This window comes from Dactylosporangium sp. NPDC049140 (assembly GCF_040648435.1).
In genome coordinates this window covers 96,197-114,751 of sequence record NZ_JBEZDS010000025.1, presented here as the reverse complement: position 1 = coordinate 114,751, position 18,555 = coordinate 96,197, and the positions used below count along the sequence as shown (strand labels likewise).

11 protein-coding genes are annotated in these 18,555 nt (G+C 71.4%); 7 read left to right on the top strand and 4 right to left on the bottom strand.

Annotated elements, in window-relative coordinates:
• Nucleotides 1-465: 465 nt before the first annotated feature.
• The 3 genes from AB0B76_RS33335 to AB0B76_RS33325 all read right to left on the bottom strand — a co-directional run bounded on the left by AB0B76_RS33335 (nt 466) and on the right by AB0B76_RS33325 (nt 4,769).
• Nucleotides 466-2,193 carry a hypothetical protein gene (locus tag AB0B76_RS33335; RefSeq protein WP_360382841.1) on the bottom strand — a complete coding sequence of 576 codons (1,728 nt, stop codon included), beginning with the start codon at nt 2,191-2,193 and terminating at the stop codon, nt 466-468.
• A gap of 122 nt (nt 2,194-2,315) precedes the next feature.
• Nucleotides 2,316-2,876 (bottom strand): LemA family protein, encoded by a 561-nt coding sequence (locus AB0B76_RS33330; protein ID WP_360382839.1) that lies wholly within the window; start codon nt 2,874-2,876, stop codon nt 2,316-2,318.
• 447 nt (nt 2,877-3,323) lie between these two features.
• Nucleotides 3,324-4,769, bottom strand: coding sequence for an aminopeptidase P family protein (locus AB0B76_RS33325; protein ID WP_360382837.1), 1,446 nt, complete (start codon nt 4,767-4,769; stop codon nt 3,324-3,326).
• 72 nt (nt 4,770-4,841) lie between these two features.
• Here AB0B76_RS33325 and asnB point away from each other — a divergent pair, with 72 nt between their 5' ends.
• From asnB to acnA, 5 genes are all read left to right on the top strand, one after another.
• Entirely contained in the window at nt 4,842-6,770 is a 1,929-nt protein-coding gene (gene asnB / locus AB0B76_RS33320; protein WP_360382835.1) for an asparagine synthase (glutamine-hydrolyzing), read from the top strand.
• Nucleotides 6,767-7,690 carry a carbohydrate kinase gene (locus AB0B76_RS33315; protein ID WP_360382834.1) on the top strand — a complete coding sequence of 308 codons (924 nt, stop codon included), beginning with the start codon at nt 6,767-6,769 and terminating at the stop codon, nt 7,688-7,690. The genes asnB and AB0B76_RS33315 overlap by 4 nt, the downstream gene beginning before the upstream one ends.
• Nucleotides 7,691-7,745: 55 nt before the next feature.
• Nucleotides 7,746-8,477, top strand: a complete 732-nt coding sequence (locus AB0B76_RS33310; RefSeq protein ID WP_360382833.1) for a hypothetical protein — start codon at nt 7,746-7,748, stop codon at nt 8,475-8,477.
• 56 nt (nt 8,478-8,533) lie between these two features.
• Complete coding sequence (locus AB0B76_RS33305) at nt 8,534-8,917, top strand: hypothetical protein (protein WP_360382831.1); 384 nt, start codon at nt 8,534-8,536, stop codon at nt 8,915-8,917.
• Between the two features lie 1,168 nt (nt 8,918-10,085).
• Nucleotides 10,086-12,851, top strand: coding sequence for an aconitate hydratase AcnA (acnA, locus tag AB0B76_RS33300; RefSeq protein ID WP_360382829.1), 2,766 nt, complete (start codon nt 10,086-10,088; stop codon nt 12,849-12,851).
• A gap of 63 nt (nt 12,852-12,914) precedes the next feature.
• Here acnA and AB0B76_RS33295 read toward each other — a convergent pair whose 3' ends face one another.
• Nucleotides 12,915-15,782, bottom strand: a complete 2,868-nt coding sequence (locus AB0B76_RS33295; protein WP_360382827.1) for an Hsp70 family protein — start codon at nt 15,780-15,782, stop codon at nt 12,915-12,917.
• A gap of 169 nt (nt 15,783-15,951) precedes the next feature.
• Between AB0B76_RS33295 and AB0B76_RS33290 the strand changes: the two genes are divergently transcribed.
• Together AB0B76_RS33290 and AB0B76_RS33285 are read left to right on the top strand one after the other, a co-directional pair.
• Nucleotides 15,952-16,911, top strand: a complete 960-nt coding sequence (locus AB0B76_RS33290; protein WP_360382825.1) for a quinone oxidoreductase — start codon at nt 15,952-15,954, stop codon at nt 16,909-16,911.
• Between the two features lie 80 nt (nt 16,912-16,991).
• Nucleotides 16,992-18,554, top strand: a complete 1,563-nt coding sequence (locus tag AB0B76_RS33285) for an MFS transporter (protein WP_360382824.1) — start codon at nt 16,992-16,994, stop codon at nt 18,552-18,554.
• Nucleotide 18,555 lies beyond the last annotated feature (1 nt).

Genomic DNA, 18,555 nt, shown 5'->3' with positions numbered 1-18,555 from the left:
CTCTCGGGAATCCTCTTACCCAACGACCGTGCACCTCAAGTGAGGCGGTCGGCGACATTCCGAGCGACCAACAACCGCGCACCCTCAAACGCGCACGTCGACAGCCGGCGCGCACAGCCAACGCTCACCCACGTTGAAGCGAGCACGCCGACAGCCAGCCCGAACGACAACATCCGAGCACCGAACGACAAATTCGAGCACCACCACGTGCGCAATCAACCAGCAGCAGCGCGCAGTTCGACACCGCGCACGTTCAAGCGAGCACGCCGACAGTGAGCACAAGCGGACAACCTCCGCGCAACCGACGACGGCGCAAAACCGACCGACCGCGCAACCGACGACCGCGCAAAACCGACCGACCGCGCAACCGACGACCGCGCAAACCGACCGACCGCGCACCCGACGACCGCGCAAACCGACCGACCGCGCAAAGCGACCGACCGCGCAACCGACGACCGCGCACCCTCAGGTGAGGCGGCCGACCGCCAGTCCGAGCAGCCACACAAGGTACGGCTGATGGATCGGGCCCGGGCTGCGCTGTTCCAGGCTGACCACCGTCCGGCCCTGCCTCGCGGCCACCCACTGCCCGGACGCGAACGCCTCCTCGCCCACGCTCGCAACAGGGGAACCGCCGCGGTGCGCGCGGATTGCGAGTTCGGCCGTGTCGCCGGTTACGACCGTGACGACGAGCGCCGAGCCGTCGGCCGCACGGAACTCGGCCATTGTCATCGGGCCCACCGCCACGCCGCGGTCACTGCCCGTGAGCGTCACCGGCCGCCCCAGCACCCGGCCCGCCTCCTGCGCGGTGACCAGCTCGGCGGCCGCGACCCGGGTCGGGCGTACCGCGGTGGCCAGGGCCGGGGCGCCCGCGCTCATCGCGCGCAGGATGAGTGCGTCGGTCTGTTCCTCGCCGTACGTCTGCGATCGCGCACGTCCGCTCGTTTCCACGCGCAGGTCGAGAACGCGGCGGGTCCAGCGGCGCGCGGTCAGCGTGACGACGTCACCGACGTCAGTTCGGCTCGCGACGTCCGAGGGGCAGGCCCAGGCGACGGTGCGCCCGGACGCGCCCGAGTCCACCGCCAGATAGTGCAGCAGCGGGATCGTCGGCCCGTCCTCACCCTGCGTCTTCGACCGCCAGGTCTCCACCCACAGCACCTCGCCGGTCACCGTGACCGGCGTGAGCACGTCGACGACCGTTCCTAGCAGGGTGTACCCGCCGTACAGCAGCGGCCACAGAATGAGCACCCGCACGGCGAGGGTGACCCAGCTCGACACCGAGTCGGGGGTGAAGTCGAACGCGATCGCGTTGTAGCGCACGATCAGCGCGGCGATGGCCAGTGCGATGCAACCTTTGACGGTCAGGCGTGCCGCTTTCTGTCCGTATCGGGGCCAGAACGACGGGTACCGGACACGGACGCGGTGCCAGGTGCCGCCGAACGAGCTCCACACGCGGCGGCGGTTGCCCATGCCCAGGTCGATGACGGCGGCGCAGACGCGGGTGGCGCCGACGGCGTCGCCGTACGACAGGTAGCGGTCCCACACGGTCACGGCGGCGGGCGGCAGGTCGGCGAAGCTCTCGTGCGCGCGCAGGAACGCCTTGAGGCCGAGCCAGCGCGCGGCGACCGCGCGCCCCTCCGGCGTGTCGCGCTCGCCGCGCGACTTGCCGGCGAGATATGCGAGCGCGAACCACATGAACACGACCGCAACGAACGAACCGCCGCTGCGGCTGTGCAGGAACACGGCGATGCCGAGCGCAAATGACGGAATCCCCGCAAGGATGGTGAGCGAAGCGACAACCGCGGACGAGAACCGCCGCTGCGACAATCCGCGCGAACGCGCGTCCGCGACGATCGCCGCGTTCAACCGTTTCGTCCACCCCTGCGCCTCGGCGACGTCGCGGAACGTGAGCGCGGTGAGCGGCACCACGCCGTTCATAGCCAGCGTCTGGACACGTTCGAACATCATGCGCTCGTAAGCGTTCAGCCCGGTGGGCTGCTCATTGCGCACATGAACGGTCGTTTGCAGCGGATCGTTGCCGGGTTGGCGAAACTCGAGCATCCGGCGGGCGGCAAGATCGATCAACGTGGACTCGGCGGCGTCTTCGGTCAGCTCCCACCGCCCCGTGATGAGGCTGACCACGGCCGGCGGTTCGTCACCGCCGAAGTCCTGCGTAGCCGGCGGCGCCGCGATCACGGGGGGCCGAGTGGCGTACAAAGCCGCCCAAAAAGCTGCAAACCACACAGCTAGTCCAGCGGCGCCGATCCCGATCTCGACCACGAGCTGCGGATCGATCGTGCCCGTTCCCATCGAAACCTTCAGAACCGCACGTTGACGTCGGCGCGTTCTCCACCGGCGGCCTCGAAGTACGGCCGCACCCGGAACCCCCCGACGCCCGCGACGATGTTGCTCGGCACCGTCTGGATCTTCTGGTTGTAGGTCTGCACGGCGCTGTTGTAGAACTGCCGCGCGTACGCGATCTTCTCCTCGGTTCCGCCCAGTTCGCCCTGCAGCTGGAGGAAGTTCTGGTTCGCCTTCAGGTCCGGGTACGCCTCGGCCAGCGCGAACAGCCGGCCGAGCGCCTGGGTGAGCACTCCCTCGGCCTGCGCCCGCTGGGCCGGGTCGAGACCACCGCCGGCGGCGTTGCGCGCGGCGACCACGTCCGCGAGGGTCCCCCGCTCATGCGCGGCGTACCCCTTCACCGTCTCGACGAGGTTCGGAATGAGCGAATGGCGGCGCTTGAGCTGCACGTCGATCTGGGCCCAGGACGCTTCGACCTGGGTGCGGGCCTTGACCAGCGAGTTGTACGTGGCCAAGGCCCACCAGACAAGCACGATCACCAGCACGACAGCGATGCCGAGCACGATCAGAGCGTTCATGGCCGCATCGTGACTGCCGAGGGTTGCCCGGCCGGTAACACGGTCACCGATCCGACAGAGAACGACAGCAAACGCGCAGCCGCGCAGGCAGCAACCGCGCAGGCAGCAACCGCGCAGCCAGCAAACGCGCAGGCGGAGGACAGCAAACACGCAGCCGGAAAGGCGGCAAACACGCAGCCGGCAGACAGTAAACACGCAGCCGCAAAGGCGGCAAACACGCAGCCGGCAGACAGCAAACACGCAGTCAGGACGACAACAAACACACAGCCGGAAACGACCGCAAACGCGCAAGCGGAAGAGGGCAAGCGCGCAGACAGGAAAGAACGCGAGCGCACGCAGCACACCACCGGCCCGCTACCGCACTGCGCACAAACCGGGGCAGGCACGACCGAGCGAGCACAACCGGACAGCCGGTCGAAGGCGCAGACTGGAAATCAGCCAGGACGCTCAGCTCGGAAGGCGGAACTCCTCACTACGCCGCGACGCCAGCCAGGACTCCACGTCCGCCGCCGTCCGGGGCAGCCCCGCCGACAGGTTCTGTGCCCCCGTCGGCGTCACCAGCACGTCGTCCTCGATGCGCACCGCGATCCCCCGCAGCTCGGCCGGCACCAGCTCGTCCTCCGGCTGGAAGTACAGGCCGGGCTCGACGGTCAGGACGTACCCCGCGTCGAGGGACCCCTCCCGATACCGCTCCTTGCGCGCCGCCGCGCAGTCGTGCACATCCAAGCCGAGCATGTGACCAAAGCCGTGCAGCGTCCAGCGGCGGTACAAAATGTTGCTCTTGTCCATGGCTTCGTCCACGCTCACGGGAAGGACGCCGAGGGACGCGAGGCCCTCCGCCAGGGCGCGCATGCACGCCTGGTGCACGTCGTCGAAGGCGACGCCCGGGCGGATGGTGTCGATGCCGGCCTGCTGGGCGCGGTAGACGATGTCGTACACCTCGCGCTGCAGCGGTGTGAAGGAGCCGGACACGGGCACGGTTCGGGTCACGTCCGCGGTGTACAGGTTGCGGTTCTCCACCCCCATGTCCATCAGCAGCAGCTCGCCCGGCGCCGTGCGGCCCGTGTTGCGCATCCAGTGCAGGATCGTGCCGTGCGCGCCGGCGCCGACGATCGAGTCGTAGCCGACGTCGTTGCCGTCGTGGCGGGCCCGCAGGGCGAAGATGCCCTCCAGGAGGCGCTCGCTGATCGGGCGGTCGGCGGGGAGGGCGCGGGCCGCGTCCTCGAAGCCGCGGACGGTCGCGTCGATCGCGTCCTGGAGCTGCTCGAGCTCCCACGCGTCCTTGACCAGCCTCAGCTCGGACAGGACCCAGGCGAGCTCCTGGTCGCGGGCGGGGTCGGTGCTGCGTACCGCCGCATCGACCGACGGATCGAAGCCCCGCAGGACGCGGGTGCGGCCGGGCGCGCTGTCGTCGAGGGCCTTGGCGAGCTCGTCCATGTGGGCGGTCTGGAGCTGCAGCTCGGTGGACTTCTCGGCGAGCGTGTGCCGGCGGCCGATCCACAGCTCGCCGTGGTCACGGTCGGTGAAGAACTCGTCGGTGTCGCGGGGTGAGCGCGGGCGAACGTACAGGACGGCGTCGTGACCGCCGTCGGTCGGGCGCAGGAGGAGCACCGACTCGGGGTCGTGCTCGCCGGTCAGCCACACGTGCTCGGAGCCGGGCCGGAACCGGAAGTTGGTGTCGTTGGAGCGCACGTGCTCGACGCCGGACGGGATGACGAGGGTCTCGCCGGGGAACGCGGCCGACAGCTCGGAGCGGCGCTTGGCGTGGTCGGGCGCCTCCACGCGCGGCGACACGTCGAGCGCGGTGTCGCGCCAGCCCGTGCGCATGAACTCCCGGTAACGCTCCGGGAAGTCAGGGTCGTGGGACTGCGTGCCGACTGCTTCCTCCGCCATTGTGACCCCACTTCCGAACGCCGCGATTTTCGTGATGCACCTGCGACCGTACCCCGTGCGAGGATGCTTGCCATGGCGGGTCTTCTCACGTTCGTCAGCGCGCGGGGCGGCGCGGCGGCGCAGCGGGACGCGATCGCCGACGCGCTCGGGCTGATGCGCCACCGCGGGCCCGACGACGAACGGATCGTCGGGAACGACGACGTCATCTTCGGCGCCGAAGACCTGCAGTTGACCGACAAATCCGACAAGACCCAGCCCATCGAGTACCCGCCGACCGGGGTCACCGCCGGCCGGTACCTCATCGTCCTGGACGGCGCCGTCTACAACGCCGCGCAGCTGCGGGCCGAGCTCGAGGAGGAGCGGCGCGCCGAGTTCGCCACCGGCACCGACGCCGAGGTCATCGTGGCCGCGTACCACCACTGGGGCCCGAGTGCGGTGAGCCGGCTCCGGGGCATGTTCGCGTTCGTGATCTGGGACGGCTCGGCCCGGCGCGCGTTCGGCGCCCGCGACCCGTTCGGCATCAAACCGCTGTTCCAGCTGCAGACGCCCCAGGGCGTGTACCTCGCGAGCGAGAAGAAGGCGCTCCTGCCGTTCACCAGGGACAACGCGGTCGACACGGTACGCCTGCAGCACTATCTGACCATGCAGTACGTGCCGGAGCCCGCGACCATGCACCCGGAGGTGCGCCGGCTCGGGGCGGGCGAGTCGTTCGTGTACACCCCGGGCGGGCCGCTGGCCAACCGGCGGTACAGCCAACTGACCTTCCGCCCGGGGCCCGTCGCCGACGAGGAGGCCGTCGTCCGCCGGATCGGGGAGGCGCTGCGCGAGAGCGTCCACGCCCACATGCAGGCCGACGCCGAGGTGGGCGCGTTCCTGTCCAGCGGCATCGACTCGACCGCGATCGTCGCGCTCGCGGCCGAGCGGGACCCGGGCCTGCGCACCTACACCGTGGGTTACGACGCGGCCGGGCCGGGCGCGCAGTACTCCGAGATCGACGTCGCCGAGCAGTCCGCCCGCGCGCTCGGCGTCCCGCTGACCGCGACCGTGGTCAGCGCGACCGACTTCATGCGGGCCCTGCCGCGCATCGTGTGGCACCTCGACGACCCGGTCGCCGACCCGGCCCTGGTACCGCTGTTCTTCCTGGCCGAGCGCGCGGCCCGGGACGTGACGGTGGTCCTCGGCGGCGACGGCGCGGACGAGCTCTTCGGCGGGTACCCGATCTACCGCGAGCCGCTGTCCCTGGCCGGCGTCAGCCACCTGCCCGGCTCGATGCAGCGCGGGCTGCGGGCCGTGTCGCGGGTCATCCCGCAGGGTGTGAAGGGCAAGAGCTTCCTGGAGCGCGGCACGACCCCGATCGAGGAGCGCTACTACGGCAACGCGCGCATCTTCACCGACGAGGAGAAGGCCGCGCTGCTGCGCCACTACGAGCCGGACGTGCGCCACACCGACGTCACCGCGCCGGTGTTCAAGGAGGCCGGGGCGCTCGACGACGTCACCACGATGCAGTACATCGACCTGTACACCTGGCTGCGCGGCGACATCCTGGTCAAGGCCGACCGCATGACCATGGCGCACTCCCTGCAGCTGCGCACCCCGTTCCTGGACCGCGCCGTGTTCGAGGTCGCCGCGACCCTGCCGAGCGAGCTCAAGGTGCCGCCGCGCTCGCAGGAGACGAAGGTGGCGCTGCGGCGGGCCCTGGCGGGGGTGGTCCCGGAGCCGATCGTGCACCGCAAGAAGCTGGGTTTCCCGGTACCCATCCGGCCGTGGCTGCGCGGGGAGATGTACGACTGGGCCCATGGTCTGCTCGACACCTCCGGCGCCGGCGATCTGCTCGACCTCGACGTGGTGCGCGGGCTGCTCAAGAGCCATCGTAAGAAGGAGGCCGACCACTCGCGCAAGCTGTGGACGGTGCTCGTCTTCTGCGTGTGGCACGCCGTCTTCGTGACCGGAACCATGCGCCCCGGCTTTGCCGGCGTCCCGACCGAGGAGGTGCTCCCATGACTGGGTACGGCGTGGTGATCGGCGAGGCGCTGATCGACCTGCTCGAGTCCACGGCGGGGGCCGACCTCGTCTACCGCCCCGCGGTCGGCGGCGCGCCGTTCAACGTGGCCGTCGGCATCGCCCGGCTCGGCGCCGACGTGCACTTCCTGGGCTCGTTCGGCGACGACCCCTTCGGCCACCGCCTGCTGGACTTTCTGGATAAATCCGGCGTCGGTACCGATGGAGCCGTCACGGTCCCGAACGTCCCCACCACCCTCGCCGTCACCACCTTCCAGGGCCACGAGCCGACCTTCCGCTTCTACGGCCAGCCGCCCTCCTACGGCCTGCTCGACGCCGACGCCGTCGACGAGCGGCTCGTGGCCCGCGCGCGGCTGCTGTACTGCGGCTCGATGTGCCTGCTCGCCCCGCCCGTGCTCGCCGCGGCCCGCCGCGCCTGGGCGGTACCCGGCCCGGTCCGCGTCTTCGACCCCAACGTGCGCCCGATCGTCGGGCTCAACCCGGACGTCGTCGAGGAGTTCGCGGCCACCGCCGACCTGGTGAAACTGAGCTCGGCCGACGCCACGGCGCTCTGGGACGAGTCTCCCGAGCAGGCCGCCGCCCGCCTGCTGTCCTGCGGCGCGGACGCGGTCGTCGTCACGCTCGGCGCCCAGGGCGCCCTCGTGGCGAAGGGTTCGTCGACGGTACTCGTACCCGCCCCCCGCATCGCCCCGGTCGACGCCACCGGGGCGGGCGACGCGACCATGGCCGGCCTGAGCTGGGGCATCCTCGCCCACGGCAAGCCGGACGACCTCGGCGGGTGGGCGACCCTCACCCGGGTCGCGGTACACGTCGCCGGGTGGGTCTGCGAGTCCCCGGGCGGCGCGGTGTCGATGCCGACCGTGGAGGACCTGCGCACCCGCTTCGTCGACCTGGCCGTGTGACGCCCATCCGTTCTACGGTCGCCGACTTTCGCACCGGGTTCGTAGACTGGGCGGCGTGACGCCCGTGCGGTTCGGCCGGTACGTGCTGGCGAGCAAGGCGGCGGCCGTCGGCGTCGCCTTGCTGATCGTCGTGCTCCGGGTCGCGTACGAGTTCGGCGTCACTCCCGCGAACACCCCGCTGTGGGCCGCGGCCGCGCTGCTGTTCGCCCCGATCTTCGTGCTCAGCGCCGCGTTCATCGTCTTCGGCGTCGTCTTCCGCCCGATCCTGCACCCGCCCCCGGCCGCACTGCGCGTGCGCGGCGACGCGTTCGTCGTGCCCGGCTCCCCGGTCCTGATGGGCCGCCTGACCATGGGCTGGGCCCTGCTGGGCACCGTGTTCCTGGAGGGCGACCCGGCCCTGTCCCCGACCACCCGCTTCGGCGTCAACGCGGGCGCCGCCCTGGTCATCGCCGGCGCCGCGCTGCCCCTGCTGCGCGGCCCGCGGATCGTGGTCAGCCCGGCGGGCCTGAACATCCGCGCCGGCGGCCGCCGCGTGCTGGCCTGGGACGACCTGGTGCGGGTGCCGGCCAACCCGCTGCCGATCCCGGTACGCTCGCCGAAGCTGGCCCTGAGCATCCGCCGCCCCGGCCGCCCGGAGCCCGGCTGGCTGCTGATACCGCTGGACCTCCTGGCCGTCGAGCCCGTCTTCCTGGGCACGGTCGTCGAGCACTACGTGGAGCACCCGGACCACCGCGGCGCCATCGGCACCGCGGCGGAGTACACCCGCCTGACCGGCGTCGCCGCCTGACCGGGTTGCCTGCCGTTGGCAAGGCGTTTGCAAGGCTCCCGGCGGATGCTGGGAATGTGACTGCTTTGCTGCTGGTACGCCGGGTGCCGATCACCCGCCTGGAGCTCACCCGCACGACGGCCCGCCAGTGGGACGCCGCGCTCGCGGGCGACACGACCGTGCAGTGGTGGGAACTGGTCGACCCGGCGGACGACGACTCCGCCCCCGCGGCGGCCCTGGCGGCCCTGCGCCCCGACCCGGTAACCGTCCGCCTGGCGGGCGTGGCGACCGCCCCGGGCGAGCGCGACCGCGCCGTGCAGGTCGTCGTGGCGCTGGTGGACGCCCTGCGAGCCACGTCCGCGCGCACCCTGGAGGCGCTGCCGTCGACGGGCCTGCTGGGCATCCTGCGCGACGCGGGCTTCCGCCCCGGCCCCGACGGCCGGGAGATCGTCGAACTGTAGGCGAGGCCCCACCGGCCGTTGGGAACTGCGCATCCCGGGCCCCGCGAGAGGCCAGAACACCGCGGCCGGCCAAAGCCGCACAAGCGCGCACCACGAAACGAACACTGCAGCGGGACAACCTGCGCACACGCGCACAACGCAAACGCACACCGCAGCCGCAGCCGCAGCCGCACACGCGCACGCGCACGCGCACCGAGCGCACCGACAACACGCACGAACCAAACGCCACACGAGAACCACCGACTGCACCGAACGCCACACGAGAACCACCGACTGCACCGAACGCCACACGAGAACCAGCGACTGCACACACGCACACCACACAAACGCACACCACAACCGGGCACCTGCACACACGCGCACCAAGCGCACGGACAACACGCACGAACCAGACGCCATGCGAGAACCAGCGGCCGCGCGAACGAACACCGCACACGCACGCATGGACAACGCACACATGGACACCGCACACACGGACGCCACGCGCGAGCGAAATGGCGCGCTGGGAACAGAAAGTGCCCAAAAGCGCGCGACGGACGAACCGGAAGTCGTGCACGAGGCGGACGCTGCGCACGAAGCTGAAGATGCGCGAACGCGCGGCGCGGATGTGCCGACTCTGACCGAACCTGGCGGTGTGGTGCTCGTCGGCCGTGAGCGGGTGCTCGCCGTTGTCGGTGATGTGCACGGCGCGTGCGGGCGTTTGCTCGCTTGGTGCTCGAACTCGGCCGGCGCACCCTGCGGGCCGCCGAGCAGATCCAACTGGCCCGGGAGCCCCGGCACCGGCCCAGCGAGTTCCGGCACCGGCCCAGGAAGCCCCGGCACCGGCCCAGCGAGTTCTGGCACCGGCCCAGGAAGCCCCGGCACCGGCCCAGGGAGTGGCTCCGCACCCCGCTCGACGCGGCTGCACCGGTGCGCCGAGCCCGACCTGCGCCGGGTGCCGAGAACGGCCACCGGCGACCGCGCTGAGCTGGCACGCGCGCTCACCCAGGCTCGTAACCCGGCGCACAGAGCACGCCACGGCAAGGGCTGAGACGGCCTTGCGCGTTTAACAAGACGGACGTACGGTTTGGTTGAGCGACGACAGCGACACCCCCTTGCCTGGCCCCGGCGCGTGCTGGGGAAGACTGGCGTATTGGAAACACGACTTGACGGAAGAGGAGCACACGCCGTGGCGAGCCTCGACTCCTTCGGAGCAAAGAGCCAGCTGAGCGTCGGTGACGCGAGCTATGAGATTTACCGGATCGGCCAGGTCGAGGGCGCCGGGCGACTGCCGTACAGCCTGAAGATCCTCCTCGAGAACCTGCTGCGCACCGAGGACGGCGCGAACATCACCGCCGAGCACATCCGGGCGCTGGGCAACTGGGACGCGTCGGCCGAGCCGAGCGTCGAGATCCAGTTCACCCCGGCCCGGGTGCTGATGCAGGACTTCACCGGCGTGCCCTGCGTGGTCGACCTCGCCACCATGCGCGAGGCCGTCGTCGAGCTCGGTGGCGACCCGAAGCGGGTCAACCCGCTCGCCCCGGCCGAGCTCGTCATCGACCACTCCGTCATCGCCGACCTGTTCGGCCGGCCGGACGCGTTCGAGCGCAACGTCGAGCTGGAGTACGGGCGGAACAAGGAGCGCTACCAGTTCCTGCGCTGGGGCCAGACCGCGTTCAACGAGTTCAAGGTCGTCCCGCCGGGCACCGGCATCGTGCACCAGGTGAACATCGAGTACCTGGCCCGGGTCATCATGGCCCGCGGCGGCCAGGCCTACCCGGACACCGTGGTCGGCACCGACTCGCACACCACGATGGTCAACGGCCTGGGCGTGCTCGGCTGGGGCGTCGGCGGCATCGAGGCCGAGGCCGCGATGCTCGGCCAGCCGGTGTCGATGCTCATCCCGCGGGTCGTGGGCTTCAAGCTCAGCGGCGAGCTGCCGGAGGGCACCACCGCCACCGACCTGGTGCTCGTCATCACCGAGATACTGCGCAAGCACGGCGTGGTCGGCAAGTTCGTCGAGTTCTACGGCCCGGGCGTGAGCGCGGTGCCGCTGGCCAACCGGGCCACGATCGGCAACATGAGCCCCGAGTACGGCTCGACCGTGGCGATCTTCCCGATCGACGACGAGACCATCAAGTACCTGAAGCTGACCGGCCGCGACGAGGCCCAGGTCGCGCTCGTCGAGGCGTACGCCAAGGAGCAGGGCCTCTGGCACGACCCGGCCGCCGAGCCGGAGTACTCCGAGCGCCTCGAGCTGGACCTGGGCACCATCGAGCCGTCGCTCGCCGGCCCGAAGCGCCCGCAGGACCGGGTGCCGCTGGCCAGCGCCAAGACGATGTTCCGCTCGGTGCTGGACAACTACGTCGGCGACGGCGTCGAGGGCCCGACCGACGAGGCCAGCGCCGAGTCGTTCCCGGCCAGCGACTCGCCGGCCAACCACCAGAGCACCAACGGCGACCGCCCGCACGAGTTGGTCTCGGCCGCGACCGGCGCCAACGGCCGCACCTCGAAGCCGGTGCGGGTCGAGGACTACGAGCTCGACCACGGCGCGGTAGTCATCGCCGCCATCACCTCGTGCACCAACACGTCCAACCCGCAGGTCATGATCGGCGCGGCGCTGCTGGCCCGCAACGCGGTGGAGAAGGGCCTCACCCGCAAGCCGTGGGTGAAGACGACCCTGGCCCCCGGCTCGAAGGTGGTCACGGACTACTACGATCGGGCCGGGCTGACCCCGTACCTCGACAAGCTCGGCTTCAACCTCGTCGGCTACGGCTGCACCACCTGCATCGGCAACTCCGGCCCGCTGCCGGAGCCGATCAGCGCCGCCGTGAACGAGCACGACCTGACCGTCGTGTCGGTGCTGTCGGGCAACCGCAACTTCGAGGGCCGGATCAACCCGGACGTGAAGATGAACTACCTGGCCTCCCCGCCGCTGGTAGTCGCGTACGCCCTGGCCGGCACCATGGACATCGACCTCACCAGCGACCCGCTGGGCACGGGGTCGGACGGGCAGCCGGTGTACCTGCGTGACCTCTGGCCGAACCCGAAGGAGATCGAGGACACCATCGCCTCGGCGCTCGGGGCCGACCTGTTCTCGACCCGCTACGCCGACGTCTTCGCCGGCGACGAGCAGTGGCGCTCGCTGCCCACGCCGACCGGCGACACCTTCGACTGGGCGGGCGAGTCGACGTACGTGCGCAAGCCCCCGTACTTCGAGGGCATGGCCACCGAGCCGTCGCCGGTGAACGACATCAGCGGCGCCCGGGTCCTGGCCAAGCTCGGCGACTCGGTCACCACCGACCACATCTCGCCGGCCGGCTCGATCAAGGCCGACTCCCCCGCGGGCAAGTACCTCGCCGAGCACGGCGTGGAGCGGCGGGACTTCAACTCCTACGGCTCCCGCCGCGGCAACCACGAGGTCATGATCCGCGGCACGTTCGCCAACATCCGGCTGCGCAACCAGCTCGCGCCGGGCACCGAGGGCGGCGTGACAGTCAACCACCTCAACGGCGAGCAGACCACGATCTACGACGCCTCGGTCGCCTACGCCGAGGCCGGGGTGCCGCTGGTGATCCTGGCCGGCAAGGAGTACGGCTCCGGCTCCTCGCGCGACTGGGCCGCCAAGGGCACCGCGCTGCTGGGCGTGCGCACCGTCATCGCCGAGTCGTACGAGCGCATCCACCGCTCGAACCTCATCGGCATGGGCGTGCTGCCCCTGCAGTTCCCGGCGGGCGAGACGGCCGACTCGCTGGGCCTGTCCGGCACCGAGACGTTCACCGTCACCGGCGTCGAGCAGCTCAACGACGGCAGCACCCCGCGCACGGTCAAGGTGAGCACCGACAGCGGCGTCGAGTTCGACGCGGTCGTGCGCATCGACACCCCCGGCGAGGCGGACTACTACCGGCACGGCGGCATCCTGCAGTACGTGCTGCGCAAGATGATCGCCGCGTAACCCAGGCCCGCGGATACACCGACGGCGGCCGTCCGGTCCGGACGGCCGCCGTCGCCGTGTGCGCTACTTGCCCGCGGGGATCTGGAAGCGGTACACCTTCGCGTTGTCGCTGTCGACGAGCACCATCGAGTCGTTGCTCAGCGACACCGCCTGCAGCAGCGTCGGCACCCCGCCCGAGCCGATCGCCTTGCCGTCGAGGCCGTAGATGTACGCGTTCCAGGTGCCGGTGCCGGGCACGACGCTCTCGATGACGACCTTGTTGCCGTAGCCGGCCAGGGCGTCCTGGTTTCCCAGCCCCTTGCCCAGCTCGACCTGGTCGTTGCCGTTGGACGGGTCGAGCACGGCCGCGTCGCCGACCGAGGTGAACACGCCGTGGCCGCCGACGAGCTTGCCGTCCATCACGACCCAGGTGGGCTGCTCGGTGCCGGAGATGGTGCCGCTGCGGTCGCGGATCGACTGCCGCGTCCACTTCGCCTGGCCGTTGGTGCTGTCGATGGCGATGAGCACGTCCTTGCCGGAGTTCTGCTTGCCCGCGACACAGATCATCTTCTCGCCGCACGGGCGCAGGTCGTCGATGTCGGTGCCGGCCGTCGCGCGGTACTCCCAAGCCTTCTGCCAGTTGCGGATGTTGTACGCGATCACGGTGCCGTCGGTGTCGGGCCGGAACATCGCCAGGTCGTTGTAGACGAGCCAGGAGTCGTTGGTGATGCCCTTGCTGTAGGTGCCGCTCGCTGTCTGCTTGCCGGTGTTGAGGTCGATCGTCGCCGCCTTGGTGTCGCTGAGCAGCTGCACCGCGAACCCGGCGTCGGCGGTGAGCGACTCCTGGAACGGCACATAGCGGGAGAACGACAGCCCGTAGGTCGGCACGATCAGCCCGGCCGGGGTGTCGGACGTCGGCCAGCGCAGCGACGGCTTCGCCCCGCGCTCGCCGTTGATGCGCTGGCCGTCACCGGCGGCCGCGGTCCACTTCGTCGAGCCGTCGGCGAGGTTGACCCGCTCGATCGACGGCTTCTTCCAGTCGCGGTTCTCCACGACGGCTTCGGTGCCCGAGTACAGCAGGTCGATCCGGCTCGTCCACGCCTTGGTCCACTTCGCCGTGTGTGTGGCCAGGTCGATGACCGAGCGCGACTCCTGCTTGCCGTCGCCGCCGAGCTTGACGTCGTCCTCGCCGTCGACGATGAGCAGGCTGCCCACCACCCGCAGCGCGATCTTGGCCGGCTCCATCTGCAGCTGCACGTTCCAGGTCTGCTTGCCCGCCGTCTCGTACCCGGCCACGACCGTCGCGCCCGCGTTCACCTGCGCGGTGTAGATGTTGCCGTTGCCGGCCACCGCGGCGATCGCGCCGTCGGAGCTGAGCTGGATCGGCTCGCCGCCCTTGAGCCCGTCGACCTGGCCCGGCCCGCCGGGGCCGGAGTCCAGGCCCGGGATGCCGTTCTTCACGGACTCGAACTGGTCGCCCATCCAGCCGAAGAGCTGGTTTCCGCCGTACACGCAACCGCCGATGATCGCGAGCACGATCACGAGCGCGATCCAGGGGCCGGTGCGGCGGCGCGGCTGGCGCACGACCACGGGGACGCCGACACCGTACGACGGCGGCGCGTTCGGCGGCATGTTCGGCGGCTGCGGCATCATCCGCGGCGGCACGGGGGCCTGCGGGCTGATGGGCCGGCCGGCCGGGGAGGCGGGCCCGGCGGCGGGTGAGGCGGGCGCCGAGGCCGGGAAGCCCATCGAGACCGGGTAGGCCGTGCCCGGCGGCCCGGACGCGGGCACCCCGGACACCGGGTATCCGGTCGGCGAGGTCGGGGACGTCGGGGCGCCGGTCGGCGACATCGGCGACCCGGTCGGGGACATCGGGCGCGGGGGCGCCGGCCGCGGCGGGGCCGGAGGATTGATCGGCGGAGGCTGGACCCCGGTCGCGGTGCCGACGGCCAGCATGCCGCCGTAAGCGACCGGCAGCTCGGGCTGCTCCGGCACCACCGGCGCCACCCCGAAGCGGGCGTGCAGCCGGCTCGCCACGAGCGGGATGCGGCTGGACCCGCCGACCAGGAAGATGCCGGCGAGCTGGCGCACGTCGACGCCTGCGCGCTCGAGCACCCGGCGGGTCTCGTCCACCGCGCGGTCGATGAGCGGCCCGGCGACCCGCTCCAGCTCCTCGCGCGTGAGGTGCAGGGCCTCGTCGGTGCCGGGCAGGTGCACGGGCGCCGAGGCGGTCCGCGACAGCATCTCCTTGGCCGCGCGGACCTCCGCCCACAGCTCGCGCCGGTCGCGCTTGGCCGCGGTGGTGTCGGGGTTGGCCAGGCGCTGCCACAGCTCCGGGTGGCGCAGGTTGATGAGCTGGCCGAGGTGGCCGACGAGGGCCGCGTCGATGTCGACGCCGCCGAGGTCGTCGAGGCCGCCGACGCCGAGCACGCGCAGCCCGTCGAACTCGCGGCGCACCACCGACACGTCAAGGGTGCCGCCGCCGAAGTCGAACACGGCCAGGCTCTGCAGCGGGGCGACCTGCTGGCCCAGCACCCGCAGGCAGTAGGTCGCGGCGGCGATCGGCTCGTCGACGAGCACCACGGGGCCCAGGTTGGCCGCCCGCGCCGCCTCGAGCAGCACGTTGCGCCGCTGGCCGCCCCAGTCGGCGGGGCAGGTGAGCACCGTCGAGCCGACCGGGTTGACCCCGGCCTGCAGCGACTCCTCGGCGGCCCGGCGCAGCAGCGAGGCAAGCATCTCCACGACCGTGACCTCGGTCGCGCCGAGCAGCACCGAGCCCTCGTCGACGCTGCGCTTCGGATACGGCTCGAAGCGCTCCGGGGCGAGCTGGGAGAGCCGTTCGGCGTCCCGGCCCACGCTGAGCCGGCCCTGTTCGTCGGCGTAGATGCCCGACGGCATGACCGGTGAGCCGTCGAAGAGCAGCGCCCGGGGGGCCTCGTCACCGCGTTGCACGACGGCGACGGTGTGGCACGTGCCGAGATCGATCGCGAGACGATGGGTCGGGGTCGGGCCCACGCGTGCTCACCTCCAAACGACTGCCCGGATGCTACGGCAGCGGTACGACAAAACCGATCGGCGGTTTGGGGTAGACAGGAACCCGACAAACCGAGGAGGCAACGCAATGCGAGCAGTGGTGTTCGGCGAGTACGGCGATCGTTCGGTACTGCGGGTGCAGGACCGACCCGACCCGCGGCCCGGCCCCGGGGAGGCGCTGGTGCTGGTCGAGGCCAGCGGGGTCAACTACATGGACGTGTACCAGCGCACCGGCACCTACCAGGTGCCCCTGCCGGCGGTGCTGGGCAGCGAGGGCGCGGGCACCGTGCTGTCCTTCGGCGGCGACGTGCACGGCCTGGCCCCGGGCGACCGGGTGGCCTGGACGGGCATCCCCGGCAGCCACGCCCAGCAGGCGCTCGTCCCGGCCGACCGGCTGGTCCCGGTGCCGGAGGAGCTCACCACCGAGCAGGCCGCCGCGGTCATCCTGCAGGGCCTCACCGCCCACTACCTCACCCACGACTCGTACGCGGCCCGGCCGGGCTGCGCGGTGCTCGTGCACGCCGCCGCCGGGGGGATGGGGCACCTGCTCACCCGGATCGTCACGCACCTCGGCGGCCGGGTGGTCGCGACCGCCTCCACGCCGGAGAAGCGTGACCTGGCCAAGGCGGCGGGTGCGGTACGCGCTGTGCCCTACGACGAGGCGCTGGACGCCGTGCGCGAGGTCACCGGGGGCGCGGGCGCCGACGCGGTGTACGACGGCGTCGGCGCGGACACGTTCGACACCAGCCTGCAGGCCCTGCGCCCGCGCGGCACGCTGGTACTGTTCGGCGCGGCCAGCGGCAAGGTCCCGCCATTCGACCCGCTGCGCCTGATGTCCGGTTCCTATTTCCTCACCCGCCCGACGCTGGGGCATTTCATCGCCTCCCGCGCGGAATTGCTCGAACGCGCGGAAACACTGTTCGGATGGGTCGCGCAGGGCATTGTCGACCCGGCCGTCACGGGGCGTTATCCGCTGGATGCGGTCGCGGACGCATACGCGGCGCTGGAGGGCCGGCGGACCACGGGAAAGCTGCTCATTATTCCGTGATCACGATCTCAAAATACGGACCTCGGCAAATCCGCGACGGGACCTCCCGGTAGACCTTCAATGATTCAGGGAGGTCCCGGATGAGTCACGTATCCACCGGGGGGAAGCACGAGGCCGGCGCGCCGGCCGCCGTCTCCACCCCGCTGCACGCGTACCCGAAACGCTGGTTCGCGCTGGCGATCATCGCCGCCGCGCAGCTCATGGTCGTGCTCGACGCGACCGTGGTAAACGTCGCCCTGCCGCACGCCAAGGCCGACCTCGGCATCAGCGACTCCAACCAGCAGTGGGTGGTCACCGCCTACACCCTGACCTTCGGCGGCCTGCTGCTGCTCGGCGGCCGCATCGCCGACTACTGGGGCCGCAAGCGCACCTTCGTCGTCGGCATCATCGGCTTCGCGCTCGCCTCGGCCCTGGGCGGCGCCGCGTGGAACGACACCTCCCTGTTCCTGGCCCGCGGGCTGCAGGGGGTCTTCGGCGCGCTGCTCGCCCCGGCCTCGCTGGCCCTGCTCAGCGTGCTGTTCGTGGACCCGCGGGAGCGGGCCCGGGCCTTCGGCGTCTACGGCGCGATCGCCGGCGGCGGCGCGGCGCTGGGCCTGGTGCTGGGCGGCCTGCTGACCGAGTACGCGAACTGGCGCTGGTGCCTGCTGGTCAACATTCCGGTGGCGCTCATCGCGATCGCCCTGGCCGTTCCGGTCGTACCGGAGAGCAAGGCCCACGGCAACACCCGCTACGACATCCCCGGCGCGGTGCTGGCCACGCTCGGCCTGAGCCTGCTCGTGTTCGGGTTCACCAAGGCCGGCGAGACCGACGCGCAGATGAACCTGAAGTACGGCTGGGGCTCCCCGGTCACCCTCGGGCTCGTCGGCGCCGCCCTGGTACTGCTGGCGCTGTTCGTGGTCGTCGAGGCGCGCATCCGCAACCCGCTGCTGCCGTTGCGCGTCATCGCCCAGCGCACCCGCGGCGGGGCCTACCTGTCCTCGACCTTGATCGGCGCCGGGTTCATCGGCGCGATCTTCTTCGTCACCCTGTACTTCCAGCTGGTCCTCGGCTACACCCCGCTCAAGTCCGGCGTGCACTCGCTGCCGGTCTCGATCGGCGTGGTCACCGCGGCCGGCCTGGCCAGCGGCCTGCTCCCCCGCCTCGGCCCCAAGCCGATCATGGCGTTCGGCGGCGTCGTCGCGGCCGTCGGCATGGTGCTCATGACCCGCATCGGCGTCGACACGCCGTACGCCACCACCGTGCTCCCCGCGCTGCTGATCCTCGGCTTCGGCCTGGGCTGCACGTTCGTGCCGCTGGGCAACATCGCCCTGGTCGGCGTCGACCCGCACGACGCCGGCGCGGCCAGCGCGGTCGTGAACGCCTCGCAGCAGGTCGGCGGCTCGCTCGGCACGGCGCTGCTCAACACGGTGGCGATCACGGCGGCGACGGCGTACGGCCGCGACCACCTCCCCGCGTCCGCGGGCGGCCCGCCGGACCCGGCCGCGCTCAAGGCCCTCCAGGCGCACGCGATGGTGCACGGGTACGTGACCGCGTTCTGGTGGGGATCGGCGCTGCTGGTCCTGGCCGCGATCGTGGTCTTCGTGTTCGTGAAGGCCTCGAAGACCGACGTGGCCGCCGACGGCGCGGCCGTTCACCTGGGCTGAG